The 18,708-nt window shown below is 66.4% G+C and carries 16 protein-coding genes; 12 read left to right on the top strand and 4 right to left on the bottom strand.

All coding sequences use genetic code 11. The features are described 5' to 3' along the window. Positions 1-26: 26 nt before the first annotated feature. Complete coding sequence (locus tag PNO31109_RS03235; RefSeq protein WP_150554220.1) at positions 27-356, bottom strand: hypothetical protein; 330 nt, start codon at positions 354-356, stop codon at positions 27-29. Between the two features lie 169 nt (positions 357-525). Here PNO31109_RS03235 and ompR point away from each other — a divergent pair, with 169 nt between their 5' ends. The 4 genes from ompR (at position 526) to PNO31109_RS03215 (ending at position 4,161) form a co-directional block, all read left to right on the top strand. Further along, positions 526-1,251, top strand: a complete 726-nt coding sequence (ompR, locus tag PNO31109_RS03230) for an osmolarity response regulator transcription factor OmpR (RefSeq protein WP_010808867.1) — start codon at positions 526-528, stop codon at positions 1,249-1,251. Between the two features lie 191 nt (positions 1,252-1,442). Continuing rightward, positions 1,443-2,783 (top strand): ATP-binding protein, encoded by a 1,341-nt coding sequence (locus tag PNO31109_RS03225; RefSeq protein WP_150554219.1) that lies wholly within the window; start codon positions 1,443-1,445, stop codon positions 2,781-2,783. Between the two features lie 242 nt (positions 2,784-3,025). Next, the gene (locus tag PNO31109_RS03220; RefSeq protein WP_150554218.1) at positions 3,026-3,574 is read left to right on the top strand and encodes a peroxiredoxin; all 549 of its coding nucleotides are present in this window, start codon (positions 3,026-3,028) and stop codon (positions 3,572-3,574) included. Positions 3,575-3,633: 59 nt separating this feature from the next. Beyond that, a complete protein-coding gene (locus PNO31109_RS03215) occupies positions 3,634-4,161 on the top strand; it encodes a carboxymuconolactone decarboxylase family protein (protein WP_150554217.1) in 528 nt (175 codons plus the stop codon). Positions 4,162-4,455: 294 nt separating this feature from the next. On the opposite strand, the gene ispF is transcribed toward PNO31109_RS03215, so the two are convergent. Then, positions 4,456-4,995, bottom strand: a complete 540-nt coding sequence (ispF, locus tag PNO31109_RS03210; protein ID WP_277396701.1) for a 2-C-methyl-D-erythritol 2,4-cyclodiphosphate synthase — start codon at positions 4,993-4,995, stop codon at positions 4,456-4,458. Between the two features lie 69 nt (positions 4,996-5,064). After that, positions 5,065-5,787 (bottom strand): 2-C-methyl-D-erythritol 4-phosphate cytidylyltransferase, encoded by a 723-nt coding sequence (ispD, locus tag PNO31109_RS03205; RefSeq protein WP_150554216.1) that lies wholly within the window; start codon positions 5,785-5,787, stop codon positions 5,065-5,067. 109 nt (positions 5,788-5,896) lie between these two features. Between ispD and mfd the strand changes: the two genes are divergently transcribed. From mfd to serB, 8 genes are all read left to right on the top strand, one after another. Then, complete coding sequence (gene mfd / locus PNO31109_RS03200) at positions 5,897-9,361, top strand: transcription-repair coupling factor (protein ID WP_150554215.1); 3,465 nt, start codon at positions 5,897-5,899, stop codon at positions 9,359-9,361. Between the two features lie 245 nt (positions 9,362-9,606). Further along, positions 9,607-10,824, top strand: a complete 1,218-nt coding sequence (gene argE / locus PNO31109_RS03195; protein ID WP_150554214.1) for an acetylornithine deacetylase — start codon at positions 9,607-9,609, stop codon at positions 10,822-10,824. A gap of 219 nt (positions 10,825-11,043) precedes the next feature. After that, positions 11,044-12,330, top strand: coding sequence for an MFS transporter (locus tag PNO31109_RS03190; RefSeq protein WP_150554213.1), 1,287 nt, complete (start codon positions 11,044-11,046; stop codon positions 12,328-12,330). Positions 12,331-12,488: 158 nt separating this feature from the next. Further along, a complete protein-coding gene (locus PNO31109_RS03185) occupies positions 12,489-13,517 on the top strand; it encodes a threonine/serine dehydratase family protein (protein ID WP_150554212.1) in 1,029 nt (342 codons plus the stop codon). Between the two features lie 175 nt (positions 13,518-13,692). Further along, positions 13,693-14,646 (top strand): ornithine cyclodeaminase family protein, encoded by a 954-nt coding sequence (locus PNO31109_RS03180; RefSeq protein ID WP_150554211.1) that lies wholly within the window; start codon positions 13,693-13,695, stop codon positions 14,644-14,646. A gap of 144 nt (positions 14,647-14,790) precedes the next feature. Then, on the top strand, positions 14,791-15,348 hold the full coding sequence (locus tag PNO31109_RS03175; RefSeq protein WP_150554210.1) for a cysteine hydrolase family protein: 558 nt from the start codon (positions 14,791-14,793) through the stop codon (positions 15,346-15,348). Between the two features lie 60 nt (positions 15,349-15,408). Continuing rightward, positions 15,409-16,419: a GlxA family transcriptional regulator gene (locus PNO31109_RS03170; RefSeq protein ID WP_150554209.1), complete on the top strand. Its 1,011-nt coding sequence runs from the start codon at positions 15,409-15,411 to the stop codon at positions 16,417-16,419. Positions 16,420-16,482: 63 nt separating this feature from the next. After that, positions 16,483-17,361: a phosphoserine phosphatase SerB gene (gene serB / locus PNO31109_RS03165; RefSeq protein ID WP_150554208.1), complete on the top strand. Its 879-nt coding sequence runs from the start codon at positions 16,483-16,485 to the stop codon at positions 17,359-17,361. Between the two features lie 74 nt (positions 17,362-17,435). Here serB and PNO31109_RS03160 read toward each other — a convergent pair whose 3' ends face one another. Continuing rightward, positions 17,436-18,656: a cystathionine beta-lyase gene (locus PNO31109_RS03160; protein ID WP_150554207.1), complete on the bottom strand. Its 1,221-nt coding sequence runs from the start codon at positions 18,654-18,656 to the stop codon at positions 17,436-17,438. Between the last annotated feature and the right edge of the window lie 52 nt (positions 18,657-18,708).

The raw sequence follows: 18,708 nt of genomic DNA, 5'->3' as shown, positions 1-18,708 counted from the left end.
ATGATGACGGTTCTCGCGAGCGGCAATCAGTGGGTGTACAGCTCACGCACGGCGTCCTGGATGTGCTGGCGCAGCAGGCGCCGGTCTTCGGCCGACATGTGGCCGTTGGGACGACGCGCCGGCGAGCTCGGCGATTCGTCGCCGCGGCGCTCGGCGGCGCCGGCATCGCTCGCGCCCTGGCCGCTCTTCGATGGATTGCGCGGCGACGGCGCGGGCGCATTGCGTTGGAGCTTCGGCGCACTCATGCCTTGCGACTGAGCACTGAAATGGGGCGCGGGACGGGCATACGTCACGCTCAGGTGCCCCCAGAGCATGATCCCCCCGACCAGTAGCGTCAACTCAGCAGCCCATCTCATCTTGTGCGTGTGTCCTTCATGCCGTGCAGCAAGTTTTCGCCCTGGCAGGGCTGCAAGTGTACCGACTGCCTATGGTCAGCGCACAAGCCGTAGGGTAAATTGTGTAACCCTTTGTAACCCGCTTTGGCGGCCTCCTCAGATCGCAACATTTCGGGCTAAGATACGTGGCATGGAAAACAAAAACTCTCCCAAAATTCTGGTTGTCGACGACGATCCGCGCCTGCGCGACCTGCTGCGTCGTTACCTCGGGGAACAGGGTTTCAATGTCTTTGTGGCAGAGAATGCCACGGCCATGAACAAGCTTTGGGTGCGCGAGCGTTTCGATCTGCTCGTGCTGGACCTGATGCTCCCCGGTGAAGACGGTCTGTCGATTTGTCGCCGCCTGCGTGGCGCCAATGACCGCACGCCGATCATCATGTTAACGGCCAAAGGCGAGGATGTCGACCGAATCGTCGGCCTCGAAATGGGCGCGGACGACTATCTGCCCAAGCCGTTCAATCCGCGCGAGCTCGTCGCCCGCATTCATGCCGTGCTGCGTCGCCAGGCGCCGCCCGAGCTCCCCGGTGCGCCCAGCGAAACGATGGAGACGTTCGAGTTCGGCGACTTCGCCTTGAATCTCGCTACGCGAACGCTCACCAAGAACGGCCAGGAAATCGCGCTCACCACGGGCGAGTTCTCGGTGCTCAAGGTCTTCGCGCGCCACCCGCGCCAGCCGCTCTCGCGCGAGAAGCTCATGGAACTGGCGCGCGGTCGGGAATACGAAGTGTTCGATCGCAGCCTCGACGTGCAGATCTCGCGTCTGCGCAAGCTCATCGAGCCGGACCCGGGCAGCCCTCGCTTCATTCAGACCGTCTGGGGCCTTGGTTACGTGTTCATCCCGGACGGCGGCGCGTGACCTGCGAGCCCCACGTCTCACGCAGCAAAACGATGCCGGGCGCAACACGTTCGCGTGACGTGCGCACCGGCCTCGCGACTTGCCCCGTGCCGCCTTTCCGGACGCAGCGCATCACCGATGTCGAGCGTTGCCCGCCGACGCTCGGGATCATCTCCGCGGTAGTACGCATCGCGCGTTAGACGGAGCCCCCCATGCATCCGATACGGATGGTACGCGGGCTGTTCGGCGGTCTCTTCTGGCGTACCTTTTTCCTCATCGCCCTGCTCATCGGCGTCAGCCTGGCCGCCTGGTATCAGAGCTTTCGCGTGATCGAGCGCGAACCGCGCGCACAGCGCGTGGCGCAGCAGCTCGTGTCGATCGTCAAGCTCACGCGCACGGCCCTGCTCTACTCGGAGCCCGACCTGCGCCGCGCGCTGCTGCAGGATCTGGAGAGCAACGAAGGGATTCGCGTGTACCCGCGCGAGCCGGCCGACAAAGTGGAAAAGCAGCCCGGCGGCGTGGTGCAAGACCTGATCGTGCGCGACGTTCAGCGGCGCCTCGGCACCGACACCGTGATCGCCGCCGCGGTCAACGAAATCCCCGCGATGTGGATCAGCTTCAAGATCGATGAGGACGACTATTGGGTCGCCATCGAGCAGGACCGCATCGACACGGCCACCGGCCTGCAGCTCTTCAGTTGGGGCACGTTCGCGCTGGCCCTCTCGCTGCTCGGCGCCGCCTTCATCACCGCCCTCGTGAACCGTCCGTTCGCGCGACTGGCCCACGCGGCGCGCGCCATTGGCGAGGGTCAGCGCCCGGACCCGTTGCCCGAGCGCGGCATGGGCGAGGCTGCTGAAGCCAACCGCAGCTTCAACCAGATGGTGCAGGAGCTCGAGCGGCTCGAGGCGGATCGCGCGCTCATGCTCGCCGGCATCTCGCACGACCTGCGTACACCGCTCGCCCGTCTGCGGCTGGAAACGGAAATGAGTCCTTCGGATGAATCGGTCAAGCGCGACATGATCAGCGACATCGAGCAGATGGACGAGATCATCGGCCGCTTCCTCGATTATGCCCGCCCCGCCTCACGCACGATGCAGTCGCTCGATCTGTCCGACATTGCGCGCGAGACGGCCGCGGCGTTCGACGCCCGCGAAGACCTGAAGGTGACAGTCGAGCTCGCCGACAGCGCGCCCGTACTCGCCGAACGCACGGACCTCAAGCGCCTGCTCACGAACCTGATCGAGAACGCGCGCAAATACGGACGCGACCCACAAACGAACATCGCCAACGTCCTCATCTCGACGCGAGTACTAGGTGAGCGCGTCGAGATGCGCGTGCGCGACACCGGTCCCGGCATTCCCGAAGACCAGCTCGCGCTCGTCTTCCGGCCGTTCTATCGCGTGGACACGGCGCGCACGAAGGCCGAAGGCACCGGACTCGGCATGGCGATCGTCCAGCGCATTGCCTCGCGCTACAAGGGCCACGCCTCGCTTCGCAATGTGCGCCCGGGAACCGGCCTTGAAATCATCGTGTCATTCCCGCTTGCTAAATAAGGGATGTGACGCGAAGCAAATTTGGCTATGCTCAAGGCTTGCCCGGCATTCGCCGGCGCCACACGAAATCCTATCGCCGGGATTTGATTTAACTATCCCCGAAATAAAAACAAACTATTGCTATCGGTACATCGATAGCGTATACTGCTTTAGTTGGCCGGGAACGAAAGTCCCCGGTCAGTTGCAGGTTGCGATGTACACATGGCATCCAACATTCACCGCATCTATTAAGGAGTAAATCGATGAAAACTGTCGGCGACAAACTCGAAGCGTTCTCGGTTCAAGCGGCCAAGCCTGGTTTCAACAACCACGAAGAAAACGGCCAGTCGGCTTTCGAAACGATCACCGAAGCCTCGTTCCCGGGCAAGTGGAAGATCATTTACTTCTACCCGAAGGACTTCACGTTCGTGTGCCCCACGGAGATCGTCGAGTTCGGCAAGCTGGCTCAGGACTTCGCAGACCGCGACGCCGTGCTGCTGGGCGGCTCGGGCGACAACGAATTCGTGAAGCTCGCATGGCGCCGTGAGCACAAGGACCTGAACAAGCTGAACCACTACTCGTTCGGCGACACCACGGGTGCCCTGATCGACCAGCTCGGCGTGCGCGACAAGGAAGCCGGTGTGGCCCTGCGTGCAACGTTCATCGTTGACCCGGACAACACCATCCAGCACGTTTCGGTGAACAACCTGAACGTCGGCCGCAACCCGCAGGAAATCCTGCGTATTCTGGACGGCCTGCAAACCGACGAACTCTGCCCGTGCAACCGCGCGGTCGGCGGTGCAACGCTGTAAGCGTCGTCTCGGAGCCCGCGCAAGCGGGCTTTTTCAGCCCCAAGCAATAGGAGAAATTTATGGAATTCCTCACCGCGATTAAGGCACAGATCCCTGACTACGCCAAGGACATTCGCCTGAACCTCGACGGCACGATCGCCCGCTCCTCGCTGGAGGGCAACGATGCCGTAGGTGTCGCCCTCGCCGCCGCCTTCGCGGCGAAGAGCCAGCCGATCGTCAAAGCGATCCGCGAAGCCGGCGTGCTGTCACCCGAAGAGCTGGAAGGCGCGTTGACCGCGGCCGCGCTCATGGGCATGAACAACACGTGGTACCCGTATCTGGAGATGGCCGATAACGCTGATCTCAAGAACGAAAAGGCGCAACTGCGCATGAACGGCTACGCGACGCGCGGCGGCGTCGATCAGCGCCGCTTCGAGATGTACGCGCTTGCCGCGTCCATCGTCGGCAAGTGCCACTTCTGCGTGAAGTCGCACTACGCGCTGCTGGCGAACGAGCAAGGCATGAGCACCGCGCAACTGCGCGACGTCGGGCGCATCGCCGCCGTCATCAATGCGGCAGCCCAGGTGCTCGCCGCCGAAGCGGCGTAAGGGGGCGCCTAAGCGGGCCAGGCGCGGGGGCGCGCGTAGCAGCCACGGCCGCGATACCACGCGCAACAAAACAAAACGGCGCGGCGGGAACGATCCCCGCCGCGCCGTTTTTCGTTCCGGTCGTTCCGGTCGTTCCGATCGTCCGTGTCGTCCGTGTCGTCCGTGTCGTCCATATCGTCCGTATCGTCCGTATCGTCCGTATCGTCCAGACCATGCGCGTCGATTGGCGCGCCCGAGCCCGACTACCCTTCCCTGGGGGCGCCACACGCATGGGCGCCTCCGTCGTGCCGTCGCTCAGACGCCCACGAGCAACGCCGCCGCCTGCGCCTCGATTCCCTCCTGACGCCCGAGGTAGCCAAGTTTTTCGTTCGTCTTCGCTTTCACGTTGACCTGTCCGACGCTCACGCCCAGCGCGTCGGCGATCGACTGCGTCATGGCACCGATGTGCGGCGCGAGCTTCGGGGCCTGCGCGATCACCGTGCAATCCACGTTGACGACTTCATAGCCATGCTCGCGCACGCGGCGCATCGCCTCCTTGAGCAGCACGACGCTGTTCGCGCCCTTGAAAGTGGGATCGGTATCGGGGAAATGCCGGCCGATGTCGCCCAACGCTGCGGCACCGAGCACGGCGTCGGTGATCGCGTGCAGCAGCACGTCGGCGTCGGAGTGGCCCAGCAGACCACGATCGAACGGAATGGTGACCCCGCCCATCACGAGCGGGCGGCCCGGCACGAGCGCATGCACGTCGTAGCCCTGTCCTATCCGGAGTCTGGGCAGGCGCCCCTCGCTGAATGGGGCGAGCGAGGCGCGGGAAGAATCAGCTTGATCAGTCATGAAGAATCGCCAGATGCGAAGAAAACGGTACAACGCAGACGTTGCCGGGCCGGCCTGAGGGCGTTGCCCTCAAGCGGGCCTGGCGGCGCCGAGAAAAGCCTCGGCGAGTGCGAAGTCCTCGGGATAAGTCACCTTGAAATTGCGCAGGCTGCCGCGCACGAGCTTCGGCGCATGGCCGAGGCGCTCGATCGCGCTCGCTTCGTCGGTGACTTCAGCGCCGGCGGCAAGCGCGTCTTCCAGCGCATGACGCAGCATGCCGAGACGGAACATTTGCGGTGTCTGCGCTTGCCATAGCCCCTCGCGCGACTCGGTCGCCTGTACGGCCGCCAGCGCGCCCTTCTCGCGCGGCGGCTGCTCGCGCTTGAGCGTATCGGCCACCGGCAACGCGAGGATGCCGCCGACGGGATCGTCGCGCAGCGCTTCGACCAGCGCGCGAATCAGCGTGGGCGTGATGCCGGGGCGTGCCGCATCGTGCACGAGCACCCAGTCGCTGTCCTGCGCCCCGAACTCGGTAAGCGCCTGCAGGCCGCCGAGCACCGATGCGTGCCGCGACGGGCCGCCGCAGCGGCGCACCGCAAAGCGCAACGGGCCGAAGCGCCGGCCGTCGAAATGATTGTCGTCCGGGGCGAGCACCAGCACCGTCTGTGCGAACTCCGAACACGCGTCGAACGCCGCGAGCGCGTAGTGGAGCATGGCGCGTCCGCCCACGCTCCGGTATTGCTTGGGCACATCGGCCCCGGCGCGCACACCGGCGCCGGCGCACGGGATGACGGCAAAAAGTCGGTCGCTCACGATAAAACGCAGGTAAGGGTAAAGCGGGGATTTTATAATAGACGCTGACTGTCACGGGGCCCCATGTGGATGGAGCCCCGTGCTTTGCCATTTCTGCAACGCTTTTCCTATGTCATCCGCCAACGCCTTATCCCGTAATACCGCGCCCGTGCCGCTCGTGAAAGCGGGACAGCGTTATGCCTTCGCGGGCTCGCACGCGTCGAGCGACGCCTTGCTCATCGCCCGCTACTTCGAAGCAAACCGCGAGCGCGTACCGCTGCTGGCCGTCGTCTGCGCACAGGCGACCGACGCGCTGCGTCTGCAGCAGGAACTCAGGTGGTGCGCGCCCGAAGCCCGCGTGCGTTTGCTGCCCGACTGGGAAACGCTGCCTTACGACACGTTCTCGCCGCACCAGGATCTCGTCTCCGAGCGCCTGGCCACCTTGCACGACCTCGGCGAGAAGCGTTGCGACATCGTGCTCGTGCCCGCCACCACGGCGCTCTATCGCATGGCCCCGGCAAGCTTCATGGCGGCCTACACGTTCTTCTTCACGCAGGGCGAGCGCCTCGACGAAGCGCGTCTGAAGTCGCAACTCACGCTGGCCGGCTACGAGCACGTGAGCCAGGTCATGCGCCCGGGCGAATACTGCGTGCGCGGCGGTCTGATCGACCTCTTCCCCATGGGCTCGGCGCTGCCCTACCGCCTCGACCTGTTCGACGACACGGTCGACAGCATCCGCGCGTTCGACCCGGACACGCAGCGCAGCCTGTATCCGGTCAAGGAAGTGCGCCTGCTGCCCGGGCGCGAATTTCCGTTCGACGAGCCAGCCCGCACGGCCTTTCGCGGCCGCTGGCGCGAAGTGTTCGAAGGCGACCCGAGCCGCAGCCCCATCTACAAGGACATCGGCAGCGGCGTGCCCTCGGCGGGCATCGAATACTACCTGCCGCTGTTCTTCGAAGAGACGGCCACGCTTTTCCATTATCTGCCCGCCGACGCGCAACTGGTCTTCGTCGGCGATCTGGAAGCGGCGATTCACCGCTTCTGGAACGATACGCGCCAGCGCTACAACTTCCTGTCGCACGATCGCGAACGGCCGGTGCTGCCGCCCGAACAGCTATTCCTGCTCGATCAGGACTTCTTCGCGCTCGCCAAGCCTTTCGCGCGATTGACACTGCCGACGCCAGGCGACGGCTCCTGGGCGATCGCCCTGCCGCCGCTCGCAATCAACCGGCGCGCCGACGACCCGCTCGCGGCGCTGCGCGCGTATCTCGCCCGCACGCCCGCGCGCGTGCTGCTATGCGCGGACTCGGCAGGCCGGCGCGAAACGCTGCTGCAACTGCTGCACGACAACGATCTGCGACCGGCCACGGTCGAGTCGCTCGAGGACTTCCTCACGTCCGACGCGCGCTTTGCCATTGGCGTCGCGCCGCTCGCCGCGGGCTTCCTGCTGCCGACGGAAGACCTCGCGTTCATTACCGAGAACGAGCTCTACGAAGGCCTCGCGCGCCGAGCTGGCAGGCGCCGCCAGGAACAGGCGACGTCGGTCGACTCGATGGTGCGCGATCTTGCCGAGCTCAAGGTCGGCGACCCGGTCGTGCACAGCCAGCATGGCATTGGTCGCTATCAGGGTCTCGTGAGCATGGACCTCGGCGAAGGCGAGACCGAGTTCCTGCATCTCGAATACTCGGGCGACAGCAAGCTGTACGTGCCGGTCTCGCAGTTGCACCTGATCTCACGCTACAGCGGCGCCGACCCCGACACCGCGCCGCTGCACTCGCTGGGCTCGGGACAGTGGGAGCGCGCCAAGCGCCGCGCGGCGCAGCAGATTCGCGACACCGCCGCCGAACTGCTCAATCTCTACGCCCGACGCGCCGCGCGCTCGGGGTATGCGTTCGAACTCTCGCCGCGCGACTACGAGAAGTTTGCCGACAGTTTCGGTTTCGAGGAGACGCCGGACCAGGCCGCCGCCATCGCGGCCGTGATGAGCGACATGACGAGCGGTCGCCCGATGGACCGTCTGGTGTGCGGCGACGTCGGTTTCGGCAAGACCGAAGTGGCGCTGCGCGCAGCTTTCATCGCCGTGCTCGACGGCAAGCAGGTGGCCCTGCTCGCGCCCACCACGCTGCTCGCCGAGCAGCACGCGCAGACCTTCTCGGATCGCTTCGCGGACTGGCCGGTGCGCATTGCGGAGCTCTCGCGCTTCAAGACGGCGAAGGAAGTCAATGCGAGCGTGAAGGCAATCAACGAAGGACAGGTGGACATCGTCATCGGCACGCACAAGCTGCTCTCGAACGACATCCAATTCCAGCGCCTGGGGCTCGTGATCATCGACGAGGAACATCGGTTCGGCGTGCGTCAGAAGGAGGCGCTCAAGGCGCTGCGCGCCGAAGTGGACGTGCTCACGCTCACCGCCACGCCGATCCCGCGCACGCTGGGCATGGCGCTCGAAGGCCTGCGCGACTTTTCGGTCATCGCCACCGCGCCGCAAAAGCGCCTGGCGATCAAGACGTTCGTGCGGCGCGAGGAAGACGGCGTGATTCGCGAGGCCATGCTGCGCGAACTCAAGCGCGGCGGCCAGGTGTACTTCCTGCACAACGAGGTCGAGACCATCGAGAACCGCAAGGCGCAGCTCGAAGCCCTCGTGCCCGAAGCGCGCATCGTCGTCGCCCACGGGCAGATGCACGAGCGCGATCTGGAGCGCGTGATGCGCGATTTCGTCACGCAGCGCGCCAACGTGCTGCTGTGCACCACCATCATCGAGACCGGTATCGACGTGCCCACCGCCAACACGATCCTGATGCATCGCGCGGACAAGTTCGGTCTGGCGCAGTTGCACCAGTTGCGCGGCCGCGTGGGCCGCTCGCATCACCAGGCGTATGCGTATCTGCTCGTGCACGATCCGAAGGCGCTGACCAAGCAGGCGCAGCGACGCCTGGAAGCGATTCAGCAGATGGAAGAACTCGGCGCGGGGTTCTACCTCGCCATGCACGACCTGGAGATTCGCGGCGCGGGTGAAGTGCTCGGCGACAAGCAGTCGGGCGAAATTCACGAGATCGGCTTCCAGCTCTATACGGACATGCTGGCCGACGCCGTGAGCGCGCTCAAGGCCGGCCGTGAGCCGGACCTGACGGCGCCGCTGGCCGCCACGACCGAGATCAACCTGCACGTGCCGGCCATTTTGCCCAATGACTATTGCGCCGACGTTCAGGAGCGCCTCTCGCTCTACAAGCGGCTCGCCAACGGCACGCACGCCGACGCCATCGACACGATTCAGGAGGAGCTCGTCGATCGCTTCGGCAAGCTGCCGCAACAGGCGCAGGCTCTCATCGAGACGCATCGCCTGCGTCTGCTGGCCAAGCCGCTGGGCATCACGAAGATCGACGCGAGCGAGGAAGCGATCGCGCTGCAGTTCGAGCCGACACCGGCCGTCGACCCGATGCGCATCATCGAGCTCGTGCAGAAGCATCGTCACATCAAGCTCGCCGGTCAGGACAAGCTGCGCGTCGAGCTCAGGCACGCGCAGTTGAGCGATCGCGTGCGTGCCATCAAGGAGACGCTGCGCGCGCTGGGCTCGCCCGTGGCGCGCGCGGCGTGACGTCCATCCGCTCGTTCCCACGCGCGGCGAGCGGCCACAGACGGCCGCCCGCCGGTGTGCACCGCACCAATTTCGGCCACCTCCCGATTTCCCGATTCCGGCGTACCGGGCAAACCCTTGCCCAGCCCGCCGATTCCCGCGAGGTAAGAAATGTTGTGTGAGCAACCTTTTACCTCTAAATTATTTTTGAGTACCATTTCCCAGACCATGTGACGCACATGACTGGCAGATTTCCGGAGATTCGAATGACAAGCGCTTCCCCCCAAGCCATCGCAGCGCAGGCCGCCACAGAGGCCCAGCCGGCATCGCTCGACTGGATCACGAAGCTGGTGAGCATCGACACCACGAGCCGCGAGTCGAACCTCGGCCTGATCGAGACGGTACGCGATTCGCTCAAGGACGCCGGTGTGGAGCCGTGGCTGTCCTACGACGCCACCAAGCGCAAGGCCAACCTGTTCGTGACGCTGCCCGCCGCCGACGGCAATACGCAGGGCGGCATCGTCCTCTCGGGCCACACCGACGTGGTGCCGGTCGACGGCCAGGCCTGGGACACCGATCCGTTCAAACCCGTGGTGCGCGACGGCAACCTCTACGGCCGCGGCACGTGCGACATGAAGGGCTTCATCGGCTCGGTCATGACGATGCTGCCCGCCATGCGCGAGGCCAGGCTCAAGACGCCGTTCCACTTCGCGTTCTCGTATGACGAAGAAATCGGCTGCGTGGGCGCGCCGGTGATGCTCGCCGAGCTGCGCGAGCGCGGCATTCGCCCGGACGGCTGCATCGTGGGCGAGCCCACGAGCATGCGCGTGATCGTCGCGCACAAAGGCATCAACGCCTATCACTGCTGCGTGCGCGGCCACGCCGCGCACTCCTCGCTCACGCCCAAGGGCTCGAACGCCATCGAATACGCGGCGCGCCTTATCTGCTACATCCGCGATCTGGCCGATCACTTCAAGCAAAACGGCCCGTTCGACGAGCTCTTCGACGTGCCGTTCACCACGGCGCAGACAGGCACGATCTCGGGCGGCATTGCGCTCAACACGATTCCGGCCCTGTGCGAATTCGTCTTCGAGTACCGCAACCTGCCGGGCGTGGACGCCGAAGGCATCTTCCAGCGCATCCAGCAATACGCGGCGCAAGAGCTCGTGCCGAAGATGCGCGAGGAGCATCCGGGCGCAGGCATCGAATTCAAGAAGATTGCCGCCGCGCCGGCGCTCGACGCCTCGGAGCAGGACGCCATCACGCAACTCGTGCGCGCGCTCACCAAGGACACCGACAAGCGCAAGGTCGCCTACGGCACCGAAGCGGGCCAGTTCCAGCTCGCGGGCGTGCCCTCGATCGTGTGCGGCCCGGGCAACATCGAGCAGGCGCACAAGCCCAACGAATTCGTGTCGCTCGAACAGATCGCGCAGTGCGAATCGTTCCTGCAAAAGCTCATTCGCAGCAACACGGTCGACGCCTGAGACGGGCCGCCATGCTCGCCTGCGACGCCAGCATGAAGACGTGACGTTTGCCGGGCCGTATCCGCTTCGCGGGTGCGGCCCGTTGTCTTGGACGGCCGGTACGGCGCCGGGACACCGTTGTACGCAGTACCAGACGCCTGCAAAAGAATGGGCGCACAGGACAACCCCTTCGCAACATTACAAGCACACAACGCCAGACAGGTTTTGGAGATCTCGCCCATGAGCGCAAGCGCAGCCCCCAACGCGACGGCCCCTGCCGCCCGCACGTCCCCGCACGCCTGGCGTGTCATCGTATCGGCCTCGATCGGCAATGCGCTCGAGTGGTTCGATCTCGTGGTGTACGGCTTCTTCGCCGTGACCATCGCCAAGCTGTTCTTCCCGACCGGCAACGACACGGTGTCGCTGCTGCTCACGCTCGGCACGTTCGGCGTGTCGTTCTTCATGCGCCCGCTCGGCGCCATCGTGATCGGCGCCTATGCCGACCGCGCCGGACGCAAGGCCGCCCTCACGCTCTCGATCGTGCTGATGATGGTCGGCACGCTGCTCATCGCGATCATGCCGACCTACGCCGCGATCGGCGTGCTCGCGCCGGTGGGCATCGTCATCGCGCGCATGGTGCAGGGCTTCTCGGCCGGCGGCGAGTTCGGCAGCGCCACGGCATTTCTTGCCGAGCACGCCCCGCAGCGGCGCGGCTTCTTCTCGAGCTGGCAGGTCGCCTCGCAAGGCCTCACCACGCTGCTGGCCGCCGGGTTCGGCGCGCTGCTCACGGGCAATCTGTCGCCCGAGGCGATGGCGTCCTGGGGTTGGCGCATCCCGTTCTTCTTCGGCCTGCTCATCGGCCCGGTCGCGTACTACATCCGCCGGCGCCTGGACGAGACGCCCGAGTTCCTCGACATCGAGCCCACGCAAAGCCCGCTGCGCGACACGTTCGCGAGCCAGAAGGAGCGCCTGCTGCTTGCCATCGGCGTCGTCGTAATGGCGACCGTGGCGACGTACCTGGTGCTCTACATGCCGACTTACGCCGTGAAGCAGCTCGGCCTGCCGTCCTCCGCGGCGTTCTCGGCGGTGCTGCTCACCGGTGTGGTGCAGCTGATCGTCGCGCCCATCGTCGGCCACTGGTCGGACACGCATGGCCGCATCAAGCCGATGCTCGCCGCGGCTGTCGCCCTGCTGATCCTTGTCTATCCGATGTTCCGCTATCTCGATGCGAATCCGACGTTCGCCTCGCTGATGGTGTTCCAGATCGTGCTCGGCCTGCTGATGACCACGTACTTCGGCGCACTGCCCGCACTGCTCACCGAGCTCTTCCCGGTGCAGGTGCGCACGACGGGCCTCTCGCTCGGCTACAACATCGCGGCGACCGTGTTCGGCGGCTTCGCGCCGTTTATCATTACGTGGCTCATCGGCGCGACCGGCAACAAGCTTGCCCCGAGCTTCTATCTGATTTTCGCCGCCGTGATCAGCATTACCGCGCTGCTGCGCAGCCGCACGCTCGGCCTGCGCTGAGGCCAGCGTGCGCTTTGCCCGCTGCGGCGCGGCAGGCGCGGCAAATCGCGATACGCCCATGCGATCGCGGTCCTATCAGTGGCGCCCTGCGCGACGTGTCGCGCAGGTGCTTTTCCGGAGCCCGGCTTGCGGGCCTTCATGACGGAGACAAGTTTCAAGTGACGCAATCGACCCCCGACCTGCACGCCGAGACCATCGACGGCCAGCCCGCGCCGACCCGGGACGCCATCGCGGCCCTGCACGAGACACTCAAGCGATACGTGCGCACCACGCCGGTGTTCACGCGCGGCGACTTCCCGACGCTGGGCGATACGCGCGTGACGTTCAAGTTCGAACTACTGCAGGCGTCCGGCACGTTCAAGGCGCGCGGCGCCTTCTCCAACCTGCTCTCGCTTGACGACGCCCAGCGCAAGGCCGGCGTGACGTGCGTGTCGGCGGGCAACCATGCCGTGGCCGTGGCTTACGCCGCGCAGGCGATGGGCGTGGCCGCCAAGACGGTGATGCTCAAGACGGCAAGCCCGGCGCGCTCGTCCCTGTGCCGCGAGTACGGTGCGGATCTGGTGCTCGCCGAGAACGTGCACGAGGCGTTCGACATCGTCAAGCGCGTGGAGCAGGACGAAGGCCGCTACTTCGTGCATCCGTTCAACGGCTACCGGACGGTGCTCGGCACGGCCACGCTCGGTTACGAGTGGGCCCGGCAGGCGCCGGAGCTCGATGCGGTGATCGTGCCCATCGGCGGCGGCGGACTGATCGCGGGCGTGGCAACGGCCTTCAAGCTGTTCGCGCCGCACGTGAAGGTCTACGGCGTGGAGCCCGCCGGCGCGGACGCCATGGCGCAGAGTTTCGCCGCCGGCGGCCCCATCAAGATGGGCCCGATGACGGGCATCGCCGACAGTCTGATGGCGCCGCACACGGAACGCTATAGCTACACGCTGTGCCGTCGCCATATCGACGAGCTGGTCACGGTGACCGACGACCAGATGCGCGCCGGCATGCTCACGTTGTTCCGCGAGTTGAAGCTCGCGGTCGAACCGGCGTGCGCGGCTGCGACCGCCGCCCTCATGGGGCCGTTGCGCGAGACGCTCCTCGGCAAGCGAGTGGGCGTGCTGCTGTGCGGGACGAACACCGACACGGCGACATTCCAGCGCCACATCGACGCCGCGCTCGCCGCGCAGGGCGGCCGCTGACACGCGCTCGCCGTTTCTCCACCATTGAGACCGTCCTCGCCGCTACTGCCGCTACTGCCGCTACTGCTGCTACTGCCACTACTGTCCAGCATGCCCCGCCCAGGTTCGCCCCGATGAGCGCCACCTCACCCTCGCCCGCCGTGCTCGTGCTCGACGCCGCGCAAGTCCCGCGTTGATGCCGGTCGCCGACGCCATCCCCGTGATGTCGGACATGTTCGCCGCGCTCGCACGCGGCCAGATCCATCTGCCGCTGCGCCAGATCGTGCGCCCGCCCGAGGCGCTTGGCGCCAAGGGACTGCTGGGCATGATGCCCGCCTTCATCGGCGGCGGCGAGCCCGTCTACGGCGCCAAGGTCGGCACGTTCTTCCCGGGCAACAGCACGTTGGGCAAGGATCCGCACCAAGGCTGTGTCGTGCTCATGAGCGGCGAGACGGGCGAGCTGCTAGCCATCATGAACGCTGCGCAGATCACAGGCATTCGCACGGCGGCGGTGACCGGCCTGGCCACACGGCTGCTGGCCCGCCACGATGCGACGCGTCTTGCGCTCATCGGCGCCGGCCATCAGGCGCATTGGCATCTCGCGGCGCTGGTGGCGGCGCGGCCCCTGCGTCACGTGCGTGTGGCAAGCCGCTCGCTCGAGAGTGCGCAGCGATTCGTCGACGCCGTCCAGCCGCACTACGATGTCACGCTGGAGGCGGCAGGCAGCGTTCAGGACGCCGTGCGCGACGCCGACATCGTCGTCACGGTCACCAACGCGACGGACCCCGTGCTCGAGGCGAAATGGCTCGCACCGGGCACGCATGTGAACCTCGTGGGCAGCAGCACGCCGCGCCATCGCGAGGCCGACACGGCGCTCATGGCCCTGGGGCAGCTCTTCGTCGACCGGCGTGAGTCGACGATCAACGAATCGGGCGACTATCTCGCCGCAGCCGCCGAAGGCCGGATCGGACCGGAGCACCTGCTCGCCGAACTCGGCGAGATCGTGGTGGGCGCGCATCCGGGGCGCACCGACGCGGCATCGGTCACGTTGTTCAAATCACTCGGCATGGGCGCGCAGGACGTGGCGCTTGCCGCCGCGTTGTATCAACGCGCACAGGACGCCGGCGCGGGCGCCCGCGTCGCAATCTGAGCCGGGTGGTGATCGGCGTCGGGCAGCCGCCCCCGATGTCCGGATTCGTCCGGATCCGTCCGGTTCCGGTCTGCGCCCGGCCTGTCGCGATAACGCACGCGACCCTACGATGGGGCTATCGTCAACCGTCATACGGAGCCGCAAATGTCACAAGTCCCATCCCCCCGCACCGCCCTGCTGGTCATCGATGCGCAGGAGTCGTTTCGCCAGCGCCCGTTCTGGCGCGAGGACGACCTCGCGAGGTACTTCGAGCGCCAGCAGGCCCTCATCGACGGCGCCGTCGCCAGGGGCATTCCCGTGGTGCAGGTGTTCCACGTCTCGTCGGGTCCGTTCTCGCGCGAGTCGGGCTTCGTGCGCACGCTCGAGGAACTGCGCATCGCGCCGGCCGTCACCGTCGACAAGACGAGGCACAGCGCTCTCGCGGGCTCCACGCTCGGCGCGTGGCTGATCGAGCACGGCATCACTCGCCTGATCGTCTCGGGCATTCGCACCGAACAATGCTGCGAGACGACCACGCGGGCCGCGTCCGACGCCGGCTACGACGTCGACTTCGTGACCGAGGCCACACTCACGTTCCCGATGCGGCACCCCCGCACCGGCCGCGAACTGTCGGTGGAAGAACTCAAGGAGCGGACCGAAACGGTACTCGTCGATCGGTTCGCGCGCGTCGTCACGGTTGAGGAAGCGCTCGCCGCGGTGTAACGTCAAGGCTTGTCCGAAGGCGTCCTGCGGGCGCCTTGTCCGACCGACCGGATCTCGCCCATGCCGCGTCTGCAACCCGTCTACCTGCTGGTCATGCCCGATACGCTGCTGCTCGACGTCGCCGCGCCGGCAGAGGCGTTGCGCATCGCCAATCACCTGCAGAACGACGTGCGTTTCACGTTGCGCTATGTCGCAACGCGGCCCTCGATGGCGACGTCGATCGGGCTGCGGATCTCGCCGCTCGAAGTGCTGCCCGACGCACTGCCGGAGAACGCTTGGCTCGTGATCGCCGGCACGGTGGAAAAGCCGTTGCCGGTGTGGGGCGCCTCGGGCGAGGCGCCGGGCCGCGGCGAGTCGCCGGCGCTCGCGCAGGCGCGCGCGATCGCGTGGCTGCGCCGGGTCGTGGGGCCCACGCACCAAATCGCCTGCATTTGCACCGGCGCACTGCTCGCGGCGCGCGCCGGCCTGCTCGACGCGCGCCAGTGCACCACGCATCACAGCAGTTGCGACGAACTGCGAGCACTTGCGCCCAGCGCGCGCGTCGCCGACAACCGGCTCTACGTGCGGGACGGCAACGTGTGGACCAGTGCCGGCGTGACGACGGGCCTCGACCTGATGCTCACGCTCATTGCCAATGCCACGAGCGCGGTATGTGCCGCGGCCATTGCGCGGCACATGGTGGTCTACGCGCGGCGCGCGGGCGCCGATCCGCAGTTGTCGCCATGGCTCGAAGGCCGCAACCATCTGCATCCGGCGCTGCATCGCGTTCAGGACGCCATGGCCGCCGAGCCCGCCCGCGACTGGACGCTTGCCCTCATGGCGGAAATCGCCTGCACGAGCGAGCGCCACGTCACGCGTCTTTTCCGCGAGCACGCGGGCGTCGCGCCCATCGACTATCTGCATCGTCTGCGCATCGCCCTGGCGCGCGAGATGCTGGGCAACACGCGGCTCGATCTGGAGCGCATTGCCGAGCGCACCGGCTTTGGCTCCAGCCGCCACCTGCGCCGCGTGTGGCACAAGTTCGAAACGCTGCCGCCAAGTCAGGCCCGCCGCGCGCGCCCGGACGCGTAAGTGCCGCACCGCAACCCGGGTAGAATGTCGGTCGCCCGTATTCCGCAAGACTGCCATTTCATCATGACCCACGACCTTGTCATTCTCGGTGCGCCCGCCTCGTTGCCGGCGTCAGACGCGCTGCAGTCCGCCATTCGCGCACTGGTGCCCGGCGCCCCGGTTACGTTTTGCGCCGACACGCGCGCCCCGATCGCCCGCATTGCCGGCGTCACCGATTCTCCGGCGTTGCGCGCCGTGGCTGCAACCTTTGCACAGCAGCACCGGGTCGACGCCGTGCTGGTCGACAGCACGCGCCGTCTGGCGGACTTCAAGCTGGTCGCGATGGATATGGACTCGACGCTCATCACCATCGAGTGCATCGACGAAATCGCCGATTATTGCGGCCTGAAGGCGCAAGTCTCGGCCATTACCGAAGCGGCCATGCGCGGCGAGATCAAGGACTTCAACGAGAGCCTTACGCGCCGCGTGGCGCTGCTCAAGGGTCTGGAGGCCAATGCGCTCGAAAAGGTCTACGAGGAGCGCCTGCAACTCTCGCCCGGCGCGCAGACCATGCTGCGCGGCGTGCAGGCGCTGGGCCTGCGCACGCTGCTCGTCTCGGGCGGCTTCACGTTCTTCACCGATCGCCTGAAGGCGCGTCTGAATCTGGATGTCACGCGCGCCAACACGCTGGAAATCGTCGACGGCAGGCTCACCGGCCGCGTGCTCGGCGAGATCGTCAACGCCGAAGTGAAGGCGCGCACGGTCGCCGAAGTGGCGGCGCAGTTCGGTGCGACGCCCTCGCAAGCCATTGTCATGGGCGACGGCTCGAACGATCTGCAGATGATGGCGATTGCGGGACTGTCGGTGGCCTTCCGTGCGAAGCCGGTGGTGCGCGAGAAGGCCTCGGTGGCGTTCAACCACGTCGGCCTGGACGGCCTGCTATCGCTGTTCCGCGACGCCTGAGGCGACTTCGCCCGGCGCCGTTGCGGTGCCGGGCGAATGCGTTTTGCCGCTTGGCGCGCAATGGCGGCGGCCGCTCAGGCGCCGCCGAGATGCGCCTTCAGGCTGGCTTCGATATCGGACTGCAGATCGCGCACGTCCTCCAGCCCCACATAGAAGCGCACGAGCGCGCCCTTGTGCGGCCATGTCGTGGCCGTGCGCATCGACGGCACGCGGTACGGCACGACCAGACTGTGTGCGCCGCCCCAACTGAAGCCGATCTTGAACAGACGCAGCGCCTCGATGAAGGCGTCGATCTGCGCCTGTGCGTAGCGTTCGTGGAACACCACGGAGAACAGGCCGCCCGCGCCCGTGAAGTCGCGACGGAAGTTCCGATGCCCCGGGCAGTCCTCGAACGCGGGGTGCAGCACCGCCGCGATCTCGTCGCGCGCACCCAGCCATGTCGCCAATGCCGTCGCCGCGCGGTCGTGCGCTTCGAAACGCAGTCGCATGCTCGGCAGGCTGCGCAGCACGAGGCTGCAATCGTCGGCCGACACCCCCACGCCCATGCGCATGCGTGCCTGCTTGAGGCGATGATGAATGTCGTCATCGACGGTCACGACCGAGCCCATCAGCACGTCGCTGCCGCCCGACTGGTATTTGGTCAGCGCCTGCACCGAGATGTCGACCTGATGCTCGAACGGGCGGAAGGCCAGCCCTGCCGAGTAGGTGTTGTCGATGGCGGTGAGCACGCCGCGCTCGCGCGCCACGCGGGCAATCGCCGGCACGTCCTGCACTTCCATCGTGACCGAGCCCGGGGCTTCGAGCCAGATCAGTTTCGTGTTGGGCCGAATCAGCGCGCCGATGCCCTCGCCGATCATCGGGTCGTAGTAGCGCACCGTGATGCCGAACGACTCGGCGAGCCAGTCGCCGTGCTCGCGGTTCGGACCGTAGGCGTTGTCGGGCACGAGGACGTCGTCGCCGCTCTTGATCAGGCCGAAGTAGACGTTCGAGATTGCAGCCAGTCCCGACGGGAACAGCAGGCAGTGCCTGCCGCCTTCGAGCGAGGCCAGGCGACGCATGAGTTCCATCGACGTCGGCGTGGCGTGCAGTCCGTAGCGCCACTGACTGTCGTTCTTCCAGTCGAGCGAGCGCATGGCGGCCAGATCGGGAAAGACCACCGTCGAGGCGCGCGCGACCGGCACCGGCATGGCGGCGAAGCCGGCCGGGACTTGCGTGTCGGCGTGCAGGATGTTGGTTTGCCAGTGCCAGCCGTTGGCTTCCGGCGTATCGAAGGGCTTGCGGTTGTCTTGCGTCATCACGGCTCCGGAAAAACTGGGGCCGGCAAGAACGCCGGCCCCTCGGGAGTAA

This window comes from Pandoraea nosoerga, from assembly GCF_902459585.1.
Classification (GTDB): domain Bacteria; phylum Pseudomonadota; class Gammaproteobacteria; order Burkholderiales; family Burkholderiaceae; genus Pandoraea; species Pandoraea nosoerga.
Note: the sequence above shows the minus strand (reverse complement) of the source record. Positions and strands in the feature narration are given on the sequence as shown.